Origin of the sequence: Streptomyces sp. BV286 (genome assembly GCF_019090165.1) — a bacterium.
Taxonomy (GTDB): Bacteria; Actinomycetota; Actinomycetes; order Streptomycetales; family Streptomycetaceae; genus Streptomyces.
Window position 1 is genome coordinate 1 of record NZ_JAHRIB010000136.1, and the last position, 15,659, is coordinate 15,659.

The following is a 15,659-nucleotide window of genomic DNA, read 5'->3' on the forward strand; positions in this document are numbered from 1 at the left end:
GCCAGCCCACGCACCCCAGCCAACAACCCATCCACGTCCTGGCCCACCACAACCGCCCGATGCCGGAACACCGAACGACCACTCACCAACGACCAACCCACCCCAGCCACAGACTCATCCGAACCCGAGACAGCCCCCGCCAGCCGCTCCGCCTGACCGGCCAGAGCCACCGCCGACTTACCCGACACCACCCACGGCACCGGCAACTCACCCACACCCGACCCGACAACAGGCTCGACACGAGACTCCGGAACGGTCTCCTCGGCCGGCGCCTGCTCGACGATCACATGCGCATTCGTCCCACTGATCCCGAACGACGACACACCCGCCCGACGCGGACGACCCACCTCCGGCCACCCCCGCGCCTCACTCAGCAACTCCACCGCACCCGCAGACCAGTCCACATGCGGCGACGGCTCATCAACATGCAACGTCTTGGGCAGCACACCCGCCCGCATCGCCATCACCATCTTGATCACACCAGCCACACCCGCAGCCGCCTGCGTATGACCCACATTCGACTTGACCGAACCCAGCCACAACGGCCGGTCCCCATCCCGCTCCTGGCCATACGTCGCAAGCAGCGCCTGCGCCTCGATCGGATCACCCAGCCTCGTACCCGTTCCATGCCCCTCGACCGCATCCACCTCAGCCGCCGTCAAACCCGCACTGGCCAGCGCCTGACGGATCACCCGCTGCTGCGACGGACCATTCGGAGCCGTCAGACCGCTGCTCGCACCGTCCTGGTTGACGGCGGAACCCCGCACGATCCCCAGCACGTGGTGGCCGTTGCGCCGCGCATCGGACAGGCGCTCGAGGAGCAGTACGCCCGCGCCTTCGCCCCAGCCGGTGCCGTCCGCGCCGGCCGCGTAGGCCTTGCAGCGGCCGTCGGCGGACAAGCCGCGCTGGCGGCTGAAGTCGACGAAGACGTCCGGGGTCGACATGACCGACGCCCCGCCGGCCAGCGCGAGGGTGGACTCTCCCTTACGGAGGGACTGCGCGGCGAGATGGACGGCCACCAGGGAAGAGGAGCAGGCCGTGTCGACCGTGACGGCCGGGCCCTCGAAACCGAACGTGTAGGAGACACGGCCCGAGGCGATACTGCCCGCACTGCCGTTGCCGAGATAGCCCTCGATGTCGTCGGGGGCGGACTGCACCCGTGAGCCGTAGTCGAAGTACATGAGGCCAGTGAAGACGCCGGTCCGGCTGCCGCGCAGGGTGGCGGGGTCGATGCCCGCCCGCTCGATCGCCTCCCACGACGTCTCCAGCAGCAGCCGCTGCTGCGGGTCCATGGCGAGGGCCTCGCGCGGCGAGATCCCGAAGAAGCCGGGGTCGAAGTCCGCCGCGTCGTGCAGGAAGGCACCGACCTTGGTGTAGGTCGTGCCGAGGTGCTCGGGGTCGGGGTGGTAGAGGCTGTCGATGTCCCAGCCGCGGTCCTCAGGGAAGGGGGTCAGTGCCTCCTCGCCGTCCGCGACGAGGGTCCACAGCTGCTCCGGTGTACGGATCCCGCGGGGGAAGCGGCAGCCGATACCGACGATGGCAATGGGCTCCTGGTCCCGCTCCTCCAATTCGCGCAGGCGGCGGCGCACTTCCCTTAGGTCCGTGGTCGTCCGCTTGAGGTAATCGAGAAGCTTCTTTTCGTTCTCCACACCATCACCTCGTAAAGCAGGGGCGGCCAGGGGTCGGTTGATAAACACCTGTCGGACACTTCCTGAGCCCGGCCTGAATAAGCCGAGGGGGCACGACAGACTGAACCCGCAGATATCGGCGGTGTAGCTCGGCGACATGTACGGATTCGCTTTGGGACCGTGAATATGCCATTGCATATCGAGGGACAGTCCGAACGCTCCACACGCTACGGGGGCAGGGGTAGGGGCCGCCTACCCCTAGCCCCCCTTAGACGCCAGCCCTGGGTACCGCTCGGACCGCGCGGGGCCGGTGGGCGAGGTCTAGAACGTGCGGTCGTTCTCGGCGAGCCGCTCCAGTTCGGTGACCGTCGCGTTGGGGCTGGGCAGGGCGGCGTACTCCTTGTGGATCTCGTCGGCGGCGGCCTGGAACGAGGGGTCCGAAAGAAGCCGGTGCAGTTGTTCGCGGAGCCGCTCGGGGGTCAGGTCGGGGACTTCGGTGACGAGTGCCGCGCCGCGCTCGGCGAAGCGCTGTGCGATATCGCGCTCGTCCCAGAGCCAGTTGGGGACGATCAGCTGGGGCACGCCGTGCATGATCGCGTTGGTGCGGGTGCCTCCGCCGCCGTGGTGGACGAGGGCCGAGCAGGTGGGCAGGAGTGCGTGCAGCGGGACGAAGTCCACGGGACGGACGTTGTCGGGGAGTTCGCCTATCTCGGCGAGCTGCTCCTGACTGAGCGTGGCGACGACCTCCGCGTCGATGTCGGCGACGGCGCGGACGAAGTCGGCCAGGGAGACGCTCTCGTCGGCGATCTCGCGCAGCGTCAGTCCCAGGGTGAGGCAGATGCGCGGCCGGTCGGCCGGCTTGCGCAGCCAGTCAGGGACGACGGCGGGGCCGTTGAAGGGGATGTGCCGCATGGAGATCGTGGGCAGTTCGGTCGGGAAGCTCATCCAGGGCGGCGTCACGGCGAGGGTGGCGCGTCCTGTGGTGAGGGTTTCGTCGAAGGCGACGCCGTAGGGGGCTCCCTTGGCCCCGAGCCAGTCGGCGAGGGGGTCGTGCCGGCTCTCCGGAGGGAGTTCCGCGGCCAGTCGGTGGAAGATCTCACGCATCCGGCCCCAGTGGTCGAGGCCGAAGAGCATCCGGACGTGCGGGACGCCGACGGTTTCGGCGGCGATCGGGCCCGCGAAGGTGAGAGCGTCCCAGATGACGAGGTCGGGCTGCCACTGGCGGGCGTGCTCGACGAGCTCGTCGGTCATGGCCCGGTCGGCCATGTAGTCGTAGAGCTGGGCGTGTTGAGCGAAGGTGTCGTGAACGTAGTCCCAGGTGAGCTTCTCGGTACGGGTCTCGTTGAGGGTGAGGGCGCCGCCGTTGGCCATCTCCTCGCGGGGGGTGGAGCGAGCCAGTTCCATGATGTTGAGGTCGTTGCCCACCGGTACCGCGGTGAGGCCGCAGTCGCTGATGGCCTGGGCGTTGTCGGGCTGGCTGGCGATGCGGACCTCGTGCCCGGCCGTGGTGAGGGCCCAGGCCAGGGGGACCATGTTGAAGAGGTGGGAGCTGTTGGCGAACACCGTCATGAGGACGCGCATGGGATTCCTTCACCGAAGAGGGGTGCGAGGTGGAGAGGGGCGGGGCCGCGGTAGGGGCGGTCAGGCAGGGGTACGGTGCTTCGCCGGTTCCCACCACGAGCGGTTGTCGCGGTACCAGTCGACGGTTTCCGCGAGTCCCTTGCGGAAGTCGTGGGAGGGGGCGTATCCGAGGGTGGCGATCTTGGACCAGTCGACGGAGTAGCGCAGGTCGTGGCCCTTGCGGTCGGTGACGTACTCGACGCTGTTCCAGTCGGTGCCGCAGGCTTCCAGGAGCAGCGCGGTGAGTTCGCGGTTGGTCAGTTCGGTTCCGCCGCCGATGTTGTAGACCTCGCCGGCGCTGCCCCGGTTTCGGACGCATTCGATGGCCGCGCAGTGGTCCTCGACGTGCAGCCAGTCGCGTACGTTTCGGCCGTCTCCGTAGAGGGGTACGGCGCCGCCGTCCAGGAGGGTGGTGACGAAGAGAGGGATGACCTTCTCGGGATGCTGGTAGGGGCCATAGTTGTTGGAGCAGCGGGTGATCCGGACGTCGAGTCCGTGGGTGCGGTGGCAGGCCAGAGCGAGCAGGTCGCTGGAGGCTTTGGACGCCGAGTAGGGGGAGTTGGGGCGCAGCGGGTCGGACTCGGGCCAGGATCCTTCGTCGATGGATCCGTACACCTCGTCCGTCGACACGTGGACGAAGCGGTCGGCGCCGTGGCGCAGTGCGGCGTCGAGCAGGGTGTGGGTGCCCAGGACGTTGGTGCGGACGAAGTCCGCCGAGCCGGTGATGGACCGGTCGACGTGGCTCTCGGCGGCGAAGTGCACGATCTGGTCGGCGTCCGCGACGAGACGGTCCACCAGCGCCGTGTCGCAGATGTCTCCCTCGACGAAGTCGAGGGAGGGGTGGGTGAGGTCGAGGTTGGCCCGGTTGCCGGCGTAGGTGAGACGGTCCAGGACGGTGATGTGCAGGTCGCGCTGGTCGGCGAGCAGCCGGCGGACGTAGGTGGAGCCGATGAAGCCCGCGGCACCGGTGACGAGCAGTGTGGTGGTCATGAGCTGATCTGAAAGGTGCTGTGGTCGCCGAGGACCAGCCGGTGGGCGTTGGGGACGCGCGGCAGGGAACTGCCGTGCACGTGGCGGCCGATGAGTGACGCCTCGATCCGGCGGATGCCCGTGACGGACGAGTCCCGCATCATGATCGAGAACTCCAGTTCGCTGTCGAAGACGCGGCAGTTCTCGGCCACGGAGGTGAAGGGGCCGATGTAGGAGTCATGGATCTCGGAGCCGGCTCCGATGCGTACGGGGCCGACGATGCGTGATCCCTTGACCCGGGCTCCTCGTTCCACCACGACGCGTCCGATGATCTGTGAGGCGTCGTCGACCTCGCCCTGGACCGATGACTCGGTGCTCTCCAGGATGATGCGGTTCACCTCCAGGATGTCGGTGACGTTCCCGGTGTCCTTCCAGTAGCCGCTGATGATCTGGGAGCGGACGTCGGCTCCGCTGTCGATGAGGTACTGGATGGAGTCGGTGATCTCCAGTTCGCCTCGCCAGGAGGGCTTGACGGCCTGGACCGCTTCGTGGATGAGAGGGGTGAAGAAGTAGACGCCGGCCAGTGCCAGGTCGCTGCGCGGGTGTTCAGGCTTCTCCTCCAGGCCGATGACGCGTCCCTGTTCGTCGAGGACCGCGACGCCGAACGCCCGCGGGTCGGGGACCCGGGTCAACAGGATCTGCGCGTCGGGTCGTTCGTCGCGGAAGCGGTCGACGAGGTCCTGGATGCCGTCGATGATGAAGTTGTCGCCGAGGTACATGACGAAGTCGTCGTCGCCCAGGTAGTCCTGCGAGATGCGTACCGCGTGGGCGAGGCCGAGCGGCTGGGCCTGGCCGATGTAGGTGACGTCGAGCCCGAAGGACGAGCCGTCGCCGACCGCCTCCTGGATCTCCTGGGCGGTGTGGCCGACGACGATGCCGACGTCAGTGATGCCGGTCGCGGCGATCGACTCCAGAACGTAGAACAGGATGGGCTTGTTGGCGACGGGCACCAACTGCTTTGCTGACGTGTGCGTGATCGGGCGGAGCCGTGTACCGGATCCGCCGGACAGAACGAGCGCTTTCACCCAACCCCCTAGGTCCGAGCCGGTGGAGAGTCACCGCAGGGGCGGGGACGGGCCCGTCGAGGGTCACGTCACCGCCTCGGTATTCCGCGGTCCGGCGACGAAATCTTTACGTGAAGCCCCGTCCGGGATAACCCCTAACTCCCGTCTGCGGGCCCCTATCGTCGTTCGGCCGGCCGCCTCGAAGGAAGATCAAGAGCACGCCGAGTCAGTCCGGCCCGTCTAAAACAGAGGTAAAGCAAAATCCTCGCCTGCGAACGCCGATGCGATATATTCATACGTACGTACGTGACATCTACCGGGGGAGAGGGTTGCGACCATGTTGTTCGTGGAGCGCGACGAGGAACTGCACACCCTGCGCAGACTGTTGAGTGATGCTGCGGCGGGACACGGCAGAGCGGTCCTGATCAGCGGGGCGATCACGTCGGGGAAGACGGCACTGCTGGATGCGCTGTCACATCAGGCCGCGGACTCGGGCGCTCTGCATCTCGCGGCCACCGGCTCGAAAGCGGAACGTGCGCTTCAACTGGGTGTGATGGACCAGCTGTTCCACAGCGGTTCATTGCCGCCGGCGATGGCGGCGCGCGCCACCCAGCTCGTCACGGTGGAGGCCTTACTCCCGGGTGAGAGCGAACTGGAGTCGCGCACGCTGCGGCAGCCGGAAGCTCATCGCGTCAACCGGATCTGCACGCTGCTCCAGGAACTCTCCGAGGAGCGGCCGATCGTACTGACCGTCGACGACACCCACTACATGGACAGCGCTTCCTGGCAGGTTCTCCTTTATCTCCAGCGCCGAATACGGTCGGCCCGCATCCTGCTTGTCCTGACGACCCGTCAGCAGCAGGGTCACGGCCACTCCCCCTGGCACTTCGAGTTCACCCGTTACCCCCACCAGCGCCTCCGGCTCCGGATGCTCAGCAAGCAGGGCGTGGCCGACCTCGCGGGCCGGTATCTTCCGCCCGCCGAGGCGGATCAGTTCGCCGGCAGCCTGCACCAGTTCAGCGGTGGCAACCCGATGCTCGTCCGGGCCCTGCTGGAGGACAGCGCGGCAGGGCCCTTGGCGGAGGGCGGGCGGCCCGAGGCACCGGAGAACACGGCGTTCGCCCAGGCCGTCGTCGAGTGCCTGCACCGGTGCGAGGCTCCGCTGCGCAGCGTCGCCCACGCCCTGGCCGTGCTCGGCGACTCGGCTTCCGAGGACCGGCTCAGCAGGCTCTCCGGTCTGACCCCCACCACTGTGTCGCAGGTGCTCGTGGCCCTCGACTCGGCGGGGATCGTCGAGCAGAGCTTCCGGCACCCCGCGGCCGCCCCGGCCGTCCTGGCCAGTCTCGACGCCTGCACCCGCTCGTCGCTGCACCTGCGGGCCGCCGAACTGCTGAGAGAGGACGGCGCCTTGGCCTGGCAGGTCGCGGTCCATCTCGTCGAGGCGCAGTCCGTCGGCGTCGGCTGGGCCATAGACACCTTGCTGGAGGCAGCTCGCCAGGCACTGTCCTCGGACCGCCAGGATCTGGCCATGCAGTGTCTGGCACTCGCCCTCAAGGGGTGCCCGGACGAGGAGTCGCGCACGGCCGTGCACAAGGCGCTCAACCACATCGAGTGGCGTGTGAACCCCGCGGCATCCTCCCGGCATCTGCCCCCTCTCTACCAGGCTGTCCGCGACGGCCGGCTGAAGGGCAAGGAGGCGGTGTCCGTCGTACAACACATGCTGTGGACCGGCGGCCCTCAGGCGCAGAACGCCTTCGAAGAGGTGTCGGCCCAGCTCTCTCACCCCGCGGACGCCCCGGCGCTCGCCCAACTGCAGCTCACCCACCAGTGGCTGTACGGGCTGCGCCATCCCAGGGCGGGCAGCACCGGGACGGATCGTGAGGTGCAGCCCCTGCACGAGCTGCGCACCGCCGGGGGCAGTCTCTGGTCGCGCGCGGCGGCCGTGCTGTCGGCGTCGATGCGGTCCGAGGCCGAGCGCGTGGTGGACGAGAGCGAACGGCTGCTGCGCAGCTGCCAGGTCGGGGACGAGACCCTGGAAGTGATCGCCTCCTCGGTGGCGACCCTCACTGTGGCGGGGCGCCTTGACCGCGCCGCGGGCTGGTGCGACGCCCTGATCCAGGAGACGCAGCGTACCAACGCCCGCACATGGGAGGCGCTGTTCACCGCGTTACGGGCGGACATCTCGCTGCGGCAGGGTGACGTCTCGGCCGCCGCCGCGCGAGCCGGGCACGCCCTGACACTGGTTCCAGCCGAGGGCTGGGGTGTCGTCGTGGGACTGCCGCTGTCGGTGCAGCTCGCCGCCCACTCCGCGATGGGCGACCTGGTCGCGGGTGCGGCGACCGCCCAGATCGACGTGCCGCCGGAGATGTACGACACGGTGTTCGGCCCGCGATACCTCCTGGCCCGTGGGCAGTTCGGGCTGACCGCGGACCGTGTTCTGGCCGCCGTCAGCGACCTCCAGCAGTGCGGTGCCATGCTGCGCGAGCGGAATCTGGACCACCCCTCCCTGGTGCCGTGGCGCACCGAGCTGGCCCGGGCCAATCTTGTCATGGGCTGGGAGCAGACGGCCCGGCAGCTGCTCCTCGACCAGGAGGAACTGCCCGGCGGGAAGAGCCCCCGGGCCCGTGGCGGCGCGCTGCGGGTGCTCGCCTCGGCGAGCCCGCTCAAACAGCGCCCCGCGCTGCTGCGCCGAGCGGTGGACGCCCTGCAGAACTCGGGCGACCGGCTGGAACTCGCCCACGCCCTCGCCGACCTCAGCCAAGCTCACCACACCTTGGGAGAGTTCCGGCGCGCCCGGATCATGGCTCGCCGGGCGACGCAGGAGGCGAAGGCGAGCCACGCGGAGGAGTATCTGCGGCCTGCACAGTCCGGGTCGGCGCACGGTGAGCCCACCGAGTCCGCCGGCGGTTCCTCGGCGGCCCCGGCTCTCAGTGACGCCGAACGGCGTGTGGCAACGTTGGCAGCGCTGGGGCACACCAACCGGGAAATCGGGCGGCAGCTGTACATCACGGTCAGCACCGTCGAGCAGCACCTGACCCGGGTGTACCGCAAGCTCAACGTCAGCGGCCGCTCGGACCTCCCGGCAGGCCTGTCGCTCCAGCAGCTTCCCGGCGCGGCCGCCCGGACCCGTTGACCCTATCTCCTCGGCCTCGCGGGCGAGCGCCGCCGGAAGGCCGGCACGGGTGTCTCACGTACCACGAGACATGCGCGCCCTTCAGGCAGGCGGTCCGCGGCCGGTCCGGACGAGCCGTGCGCTCTGGCCCGCCGCCCGGCTTCACGCCGTCCCCGGCGCCCTGTGCCCGAACCGCTCCGCGTTCCAGGCCTGCCCGGTCAGGTGCCGGGCGGCGCAATCGTGCCGGTCGGCGCGTGATTGCCCGTCAGGAGTGTGTCGGGGTCCGATCCCTGTGTCCGGTGCAGGCGCGGGTTCCGGTCGTCCGCCGGCTGCTCGTCGTGGGGTGCCGCGCTCGGCGATCCGGCTCGCCTCGGCCACCAGAATCGGGCCGACTGCACGGGCTGTCGGCAGCCCGTGCAGGTGGGCGATGGTCGGACTTGGCGGGGGCACATCAGGTGTGCGCGTCGTGCTCCGGTCGCACCCTCGTGGTCACCCACTCCACGATCTCCTGCGTAGAGGTGCCCCGTGTGAACACGGCGGCGACTCCTCGATCCAGCAGAGGCTTGATGTCGGCGTCAGGAATGATGCCGCCGCCGAAGACGGCGATGTCCGGCCCCTTCGCCTCCCGGAACAGGTCGACGACCTCTGTGAACAGGGTCATGTGGCGCCTGACAGCACGGAGAGTCCGATGCCGTCGGCGTCCTCCTGAAGGGCCGTGGTCACGATCTGTGCCGGTGTCTGGTGAAGTCCGGTGTAGATGGTCTCGACCCCGGCATCGCGCAGGGCGCGTGCGATGACCATGGCGCCGCGGTCGTGGCCGTCGGCTCCCGGCTTCGTCACCACGACGCGGAGGGATTCGTCCGCAGGGCGGGTCTCCTTTCCCGCCGCTGGTGTCCGATGGCCGGGCCCTACGACGCGTCCGCGGGAATGTAAGTGCCCCACACCTCGCGAAGCGCGTTGCACACCTCTCCGACAGTGGCCCGCTCCCTGAGCGCGTCCTTCATCGGGTAGAGCAGGTTGTCGTCCCCGGCTGCGGCCTTCTTGAGGGCGGTGAGGGCGGTGTCCACCGCCGACTGGTCACGCTCGGCGCGGAGTTTGACCAGCCGGTCGGCCTGCTGAGCCTCGATCGCCGGATCCACCCGCAACGGCTCGTACGGCTCCTCCGACTCCAGCTGGAACCGGTTGACCCCCACCACCACCCGCTCGCCGGAATCGGTCTCCTGCGCGATCCGGTAGGCGTTGCGCTCGATCTCCCCCTTCTGGAAACCGTGCTCGATCGCCCTCACCGCACCGCCCAGTTCCTCCACCCGCTCCATCAGCGCGAGGGTGGCCGCCTCCACCTCGTCGGTCATCCTCTCGACCGCATACGAACCCGCGAACGGATCGACGGTGGCCGTCACGTCCGTTTCATGGGCCAGTACCTGCTGCGTCCGCAGGGCCAGGCGTGCGCTCTTGTCGGTGGGCAGCGCAATCGCCTCGTCGAAGGAGTTCGTGTGCAACGACTGCGTGCCTCCGAAAACGGCCGCAAGGCCCTGCACCGCCACCCGCACCAGGTTCACCTCCGGCTGCTGCGCCGTCAGCTGCACCCCGGCCGTCTGCGTATGGAACCGCAGCGTCCACGACTTCGGGTTCCGTGCCCCGAGCTCCTCCCGCATGACCCGCGCCCAGATCCGCCGGGCCGCACGGAACTTGGCCACTTCCTCCAGGAGCGTCGTACGCGCCACGAAGAAGAACGACAGACGGGGTGCGAAATCGTCCACGTCCATACCCGCCGCCACCGCCGCCCGCACATACTCGATACCGTCCGCCAGGGTGAAAGCAATCTCCTGCGCGGGCGAGGCACCCGCCTCCGCCATGTGATACCCGGAGATCGAGATCGTGTTCCACCGCGGCATCTCCACCCGGCAGTACTGGAAGATGTCGGCGACCAGACGGAGGGAGGGCTCCGGCGGGAAAATGTACGTGCCCCGCGCGATGTACTCCTTCAGCACATCGTTCTGCACCGTGCCGGTCAGCTTCTCCGCCGCAACTCCCTGTTCCTCACCGACCAGCTGATACATCAACAGCAACAGTGCTGCGGGCGCGTTGATCGTCATCGACGTCGACACCTTGTCCAGCGGAATCCCGCCGAACAGCAACCGCATGTCCTCGACCGAATCAATCGCCACCCCTACCTTGCCCACCTCGCCGTGCGCGAGGGGGGCGTCGGAGTCGTACCCCATCTGAGTGGGCAGGTCGAAGGCCACCGACAACCCCATGGTGCCGTTCGCGATCAGGTGCTTGTATCGGGCATTGGACTCCGCCGCCGTACCGAACCCCGCGTACTGCCGCATCGTCCACGGACGGCCCGTATACATCGACGGATACACGCCCCGAGTGAAGGGATAACCGCCCGGCTCACCCAGTTGCTCCGCCGGGTCCCAGCCCTCCAAAACATCTGGCCCGTAGACGGGCTCGATGGGCAGCCCGGACTCCGACTCGCGCACGACTGACCTCCTTAACGTCTGCCACCTGGCCCCGACGATAGGTACCGGATTCTCCCCCGCGTACCCCTAGACCCCCCTCAAGCGCGGTGGGCGCCATCGGCCCGACGAACGTATCCATAGGGGCACTTCAGGGGTGTCACAGGACGCCGGCTCGACGAAGAATCGTTGCGAGACGAGAGGAGGCCCATGCGTAGAGTCGCCCACGATTCCTCCGCCATCGCGATGAGCTCCGTACAGCTGGAAGGCGGTCCCAACGGGTTGTCCGGGACGGTCGAGCTCACCGAACTGGACGAGGTGATCTTCTCCGAGGAGAAGATCAAGATCCGTTACGGCAATGGATACGAGCACTATGAGACCGTCCGCCCGGCTCCGCCGAGGACCAGCAGCGGTGAGGATTCCGAGCCCATGACCTTCCGGTGGGTCGGTCGCACCAAGATCGCCGAGTAGGCGGGCCTCCGGGAACGCGTCCCGGACTCGCGGCACCGCGTTCCGCCATCTCCCGGGTGGACACGGTGCTGTGGGTCCGGGGTTTTCGCTGTTCAGGCTGGCTCTGGCTGCGACGGTGCCGGGAACGCAGATTGCTCGTCGAAGAGTTCGCGGCGTTGGAGGCAGTGGTAGAGCTGGCCGACCATTCGGCTGAAGAGGGTGCGCGCTGGGCGGCAGCTTGCCAGTCGGCATGCTCGCATCGACGCCGGTAGTAGGCATGGGCTCCTGCGGATGCCCGGAGTGAGGCGAAGGCCTAGTACTGCAACGGTGCTTGTTTTGAGTGCTGGGCAGTTTTCAGGGGCTGTGTCCGCGTCGTTTGTAGTGACTCAGGCGGGCCTGATATTGGCGTCGTCGGCGCCACGTTGACCAGTGCAGAATGTGCTCGACCGGTGTCGGCCGTCGGTCGGTGAGGCGGTGGATCAGGCGTCTGATCTCGGCGAGGCTGAGGTGGATGAGCTGGGAGGATCCGTTTCTGCTTTGTCCGTGTCCAGTTGTCGGGCCCGCAGGACGGTCAGGCAGGCGTGGGCGACCATGGCCAGGGTCATGTGGCGGTGCCAGCCGGGGTAGCGGCGGACCTGGTAGTCGTCGAGGCCGCATTCCTGCTTGGCGGTCTGGAAGCATTCCTCGACCGCCCATCGGCTGCCCGCGATGCGGATCAGCTCGTCCAGCGTGGTGCCGACGGGGCAGTAGGCGATGTAGTAGGAGATCTCCTCGGGCCTGCTGACGCTGCGGCGGGCGGGAACCCAGTGCCGGCGGTCCTCGCGGTGCCAGGGCCGGACTTCGACGCGGGCCCAGTCGAAGATCCGCCGGCCATGAGCTCCCGCGCCGCAGGAACGGCGCTTCCATTTCTGCCGCGGCAGGCCGGGGAACAGGTCGTGGACGGGGTGGTCGAGTGCCCAGCGGGTGACGACGGTGTCGTGCCTCGTTGTGGCCATGACGTGGAAGACATCCGCCTGCTCCAGCTCGAACCGCCAGCCCTTGCTGTAGCCATAGGCGGCGTCAGCCGTCACCCAGCCGAATGGGACCTTGTCGGCGATGGCCCGGCGGACCATCGCCTTCGCCATGGCCACCTTCGTCTCGAAGCGGACTGTGTCGTCGATGCCTGCACGCCGGCAGCGCTCCCGGTCGTCCGTCCATGAGGTGGGCAGATACAGGTGGCGGTCGATCAGCGTGCGGCCGTGGCCGGTGGCATAAGGGAGGAACACACCGATCTGACTGTTCTCGGTGAGGCCGGCGGTTCCGGAGTACTGACGTTGCACTCCGGCCGAACGGATGCCCTTCTTCAGAAACCCGGTGTCATCGACGATCAGGACGGCGTCCCGGTCTCCGAGGTGTTCGACGACGTAGTCTCGTACGTCGTCCAGGACCTCGTCGGCGTCCCACTCGATGCGGTTCAGCAGCCGGTGGATGCGGTCCGGCCCGCCATGTCCGGCCTCTTCCGCCAGCGTCCAGCTGTTCTTGCGCTCCAGCGGCGCAACCAGCCCCCGCATATAAGCCAACGCCGACTGGCTCGGCTCCTCCCGGTTGAAGCGGTGCACGAACCTGTCATGCAGTACGTGCAACTCTCTGGCCCACAATCCGACTTCGGCAAGGTCCCCACCCATGACCACGCCAACGAACGAGCTGGCCAGCAGTCACGGCAAGCACCGTTGCAGTACTAACTGGTGGTTTCAGAATGAGTTGCGATCACTTGGGTGCAGGCGTGGCCTGACCTCCATAGCGGATGTGGAGTGCGCCATCCCTCGGGGTGTAACGCCACGGCCGAACACGGGCGCTCGCTGTTCGCCCTGCTGCTGACACGCCAGCGGCACTCACTATCGTCCATGCCATGACCTCAAGCGATCATCTGCTCGACCTGATCCAGACCACCCCGGAGATCGATCTGCTGCTGCGGTCGTTTGGCTTCGACATCCATCGGAAGCACTACGGCGAGGGCTTCAGACTTGCCTCCGGTGCGCCGCTGGAGGTGATCGCCGGGGAATCCGCCGGTGGGGCGTACTTCCTGTGTGCTGAGCAGAACGGACGCCGACCGGTGGTGTTCGCGAGTTCCGAAGGGGAAGGCGGCCTGCTTGCCGATGACCTCGCGGAGGCACTGGAGATCATCATCGGGCTGGAGTGGCGTGACTGCCTGACGTTTTCGGGCGGTGGCGATCTGGAGATCATGCAGATCTCCGCCCAACGCCTAGAACGGTCCCGTGACAAGCACAACCCCGACATCAACAACGAAGCTGCCCAGGTGGCCGCAGCCCTGTCACTGCGTATCGTGCCTGTCGCTGACCTGGTCATCCGGTTGCACGCAGCCGCCTCGAAGACCGAACCGGACTACATCGTGACCGACGACGACGGGCAAGAGTTCGATCCACCGTTCGGCGAGTATGTGGAACCTCGCCACGGAGGCTGGCGCTGAACCCGACCGACCGCTGCCGACAGTCGCATCGACACTGGTAGCTCGGCCAGTATCTGACAACGCGTCGGGCAGACTCTCCTACGTGTGTGCCGACCTTGTTCCCGACGATCTCTGGGAGCGCATAGCTCCGCTTCTCCCAGCCCGGCCTGCCCGACGCCATCGCCACCCCGGACGAATGCCGGTATCGGACCGCATAGCACTGGCCGGCATCGTCTATGTGCTGCGCAAAGGCGTGGCCTGGCGCGATGTGCCAATCCAAGTCGTTGGCGGTTCAGGAGTGACCGCCTGGCGCCGGCTCCGGGACTGGACTGAGGCTGGCGTCTGGCTCCGCTTGCACGAGGTCCTTCTTGCTGAACTGCGAGCGGCGGGTCTGCGGAGATGGACGACTCGGCGATCGACGGCTCGCACGTCAGGGCACTCAAAGGGGGGCTCACACCGGACCTTCGCCGGTCGACCGGGGCCGACCGGGCAGCAAGCACCACCTGATCGTCGATCGGCACGGCACTCCGCTCGCCGTCACGCTGACCGGCGGCAACCGCCATGACGTCATACAGCTCCTGCCGCTCCTGGACGCAATCCCACCGATCCGGGGCCTGCGCGGACGCCCACGCACGCGGCCACGCAGGCTGTTTGCGGACCGAGGCTACGACTTCGACAAGTACCGCCGCCTGCTGCGGAAGCGTGGGATCAAGCCGCTCATAGCCTGTCGCGGCGTCGTCCACGGCTCGGGGCTGGGCAAGACCCGTTGGGTGGTCGAGCGGACCTTCGCCTGGCTCCACCAGTTCAAGCGCCTGCGCATCCGCTACGAGGTACGCGCCGACCTGCACCTCGGCCTGCTTCAACTCGCCTGCAGCATCATCTGCTTGAGACGACTCCGAACCTCATTCTGAAACGGTCAGTAACGAGCTCGTGCACGACAAGCGGTGTGACGTCGAGAGCCTCGGTGGGGCCCGTGCTCACGTCTGCCGTGTCGAGTGCAGGTCCGCGGTCTGCTGGTGGGACAGCAGGCCGGCGATGGCCTGGACGTTGTCGCTCATGTGCTCGCGGCGGCCGAGGTGGCGGGCCAGGGCCCGCCAGTTCTTCAGGTGGGCGATGCCGTGCTCGACCCGGATACGGCGCGAGGAGTGTGCCTTGCGCTGGCGCTCGTACATCTCCTCGTACCAGTCCGGGGCGTTCTTCTTGAACTTACGGTGCGGGGGCGTCACCACCCGGCCGCCGGTCTGCGCGCCCAGGCCCTGGTAGCCGGCGTCGGCGAGGATCTCGAGCGCGGGCGCGTCGGCCAGGAGCGTGACCAGCCCCAACTGGCGGGCGTGGGTGATGTCCGCGCAGCTCGCGGGACGAGCGGGGCTGCACCACAGCACGCGGCCAACGCCGTCCGTGACCACCATGGATTTGACGGCGTTCTGCTTGTTCTTGCCAGAGATGAACTTGTCCCGGTCCTTGCGCCCTGCGGCGGGTCGCCGGACGCGGATCTCGGTGCCGTCGATGATGCCGGTCGTCCCGCTCGAGCCGAGGTGGTCGACGACCTCGGCCAGGGTTCGCAGCCGCACGTCGGGGCTGACGGTGCAGCCTCGCTCGGCGAGCAGAGGCCGCACCTCGTTGACAGCTCGTGTGATGGTCGAGCGGTCAACGCCGAACCAGCAGGCCAGTACGTCGTGGGTGGCGCCGTGCCGAAGATGGACGAGGGTGGCCAGCAAGCGGTCGACGAACACCAGGCGGTGTTTCGGCCCGCCGCCCACGGCCCGCCTCCGCAGCCGGGAGGCCAGCTTGGCCTGGTGACGCTCATGCCACAACGGACCTATCTCGGCTACGAGTTCAGCGATCACATCGCCCGTCAGGCCCGTGATGCGACGGTTGCTGATGATCACTGCACGAATCTTGTTCCCC

The 15,659-nt window shown here is 67.9% G+C and carries 10 protein-coding genes and 2 pseudogenes; 4 read left to right on the plus strand and 8 right to left on the minus strand.

What is annotated here, in order from left to right:
• From KUF83_RS19415 to KUF83_RS19430, 4 genes are all read right to left on the minus strand, one after another.
• A partial coding sequence (locus KUF83_RS19415; protein ID WP_308403059.1) for a beta-ketoacyl synthase N-terminal-like domain-containing protein occupies positions 1-1,649 on the minus strand: 1,649 nt, incomplete at its 3' end.
• A 300-nt stretch (positions 1,650-1,949) separates the two neighbouring features.
• On the minus strand, positions 1,950-3,209 hold the full coding sequence (locus tag KUF83_RS19420; protein WP_217456002.1) for an activator-dependent family glycosyltransferase: 1,260 nt from the start codon (positions 3,207-3,209) through the stop codon (positions 1,950-1,952).
• 60 nt (positions 3,210-3,269) lie between these two features.
• Complete coding sequence (rfbB, locus tag KUF83_RS19425; RefSeq protein ID WP_217456003.1) at positions 3,270-4,238, minus strand: dTDP-glucose 4,6-dehydratase; 969 nt, start codon at positions 4,236-4,238, stop codon at positions 3,270-3,272.
• Positions 4,235-5,302, minus strand: coding sequence for a glucose-1-phosphate thymidylyltransferase (locus KUF83_RS19430; protein WP_217456004.1), 1,068 nt, complete (start codon positions 5,300-5,302; stop codon positions 4,235-4,237). The genes rfbB and KUF83_RS19430 overlap by 4 nt, the downstream gene beginning before the upstream one ends.
• A 316-nt stretch (positions 5,303-5,618) precedes the next feature.
• On the opposite strand from KUF83_RS19430, the gene KUF83_RS19435 reads away from it, so the two are divergent.
• Positions 5,619-8,414 carry a helix-turn-helix transcriptional regulator gene (locus tag KUF83_RS19435; protein ID WP_217456005.1) on the plus strand — a complete coding sequence of 932 codons (2,796 nt, stop codon included), beginning with the start codon at positions 5,619-5,621 and terminating at the stop codon, positions 8,412-8,414.
• A 430-nt stretch (positions 8,415-8,844) separates the two neighbouring features.
• Here the strand turns inward: KUF83_RS19435 and KUF83_RS19440 are convergent.
• Positions 8,845-9,236: pseudogene (locus tag KUF83_RS19440) on the minus strand (cobalamin B12-binding domain-containing protein).
• A 65-nt stretch (positions 9,237-9,301) separates the two neighbouring features.
• Entirely contained in the window at positions 9,302-10,879 is a 1,578-nt protein-coding gene (locus KUF83_RS19445; protein WP_308403060.1) for a methylmalonyl-CoA mutase family protein, read from the minus strand.
• A 186-nt stretch (positions 10,880-11,065) separates the two neighbouring features.
• On the opposite strand from KUF83_RS19445, the gene KUF83_RS19450 reads away from it, so the two are divergent.
• Entirely contained in the window at positions 11,066-11,326 is a 261-nt protein-coding gene (locus KUF83_RS19450; RefSeq protein WP_217456006.1) for a DUF5988 family protein, read from the plus strand.
• A gap of 458 nt (positions 11,327-11,784) precedes the next feature.
• On the opposite strand, the gene KUF83_RS19455 is transcribed toward KUF83_RS19450, so the two are convergent.
• Entirely contained in the window at positions 11,785-12,969 is a 1,185-nt protein-coding gene (locus KUF83_RS19455) for an IS701 family transposase (protein ID WP_217456007.1), read from the minus strand.
• 224 nt (positions 12,970-13,193) lie between these two features.
• Here KUF83_RS19455 and KUF83_RS19460 point away from each other — a divergent pair, with 224 nt between their 5' ends.
• Together KUF83_RS19460 and KUF83_RS19465 are read left to right on the plus strand one after the other, a co-directional pair.
• A complete protein-coding gene (locus KUF83_RS19460; RefSeq protein ID WP_217456008.1) occupies positions 13,194-13,772 on the plus strand; it encodes a hypothetical protein in 579 nt (192 codons plus the stop codon).
• An 82-nt stretch (positions 13,773-13,854) separates the two neighbouring features.
• Positions 13,855-14,662, plus strand: a pseudogene (locus tag KUF83_RS19465) (IS5 family transposase).
• A 66-nt stretch (positions 14,663-14,728) separates the two neighbouring features.
• On the opposite strand, the gene KUF83_RS19470 reads toward KUF83_RS19465, so the two are convergent.
• On the minus strand, positions 14,729-15,659 hold a 931-nt coding region (locus KUF83_RS19470), incomplete at its 5' end, for a transposase (RefSeq protein ID WP_254644087.1).

Bases quoted from the DNA above. Each gene is read 5' to 3' on its own strand.
- KUF83_RS19420 (WP_217456002.1), bottom strand. From the start codon at position 3,209: ATGCGCGTCCTCATGACGGTGTTCGCCAACAGCTCCCACCTCTTCAAC.
- rfbB (WP_217456003.1), bottom strand. From the start codon at position 4,238: ATGACCACCACACTGCTCGTCACCGGTGCCGCGGGCTTCATCGGCTCC.
- KUF83_RS19435 (WP_217456005.1), top strand. From the start codon at position 5,619: ATGTTGTTCGTGGAGCGCGACGAGGAACTGCACACCCTGCGCAGACTG.
- KUF83_RS19450 (WP_217456006.1), top strand. From the start codon at position 11,066: ATGCGTAGAGTCGCCCACGATTCCTCCGCCATCGCGATGAGCTCCGTA.
- KUF83_RS19455 (WP_217456007.1), bottom strand. From the start codon at position 12,969: ATGGGTGGGGACCTTGCCGAAGTCGGATTGTGGGCCAGAGAGTTGCAC.
- KUF83_RS19460 (WP_217456008.1), top strand. From the start codon at position 13,194: ATGACCTCAAGCGATCATCTGCTCGACCTGATCCAGACCACCCCGGAG.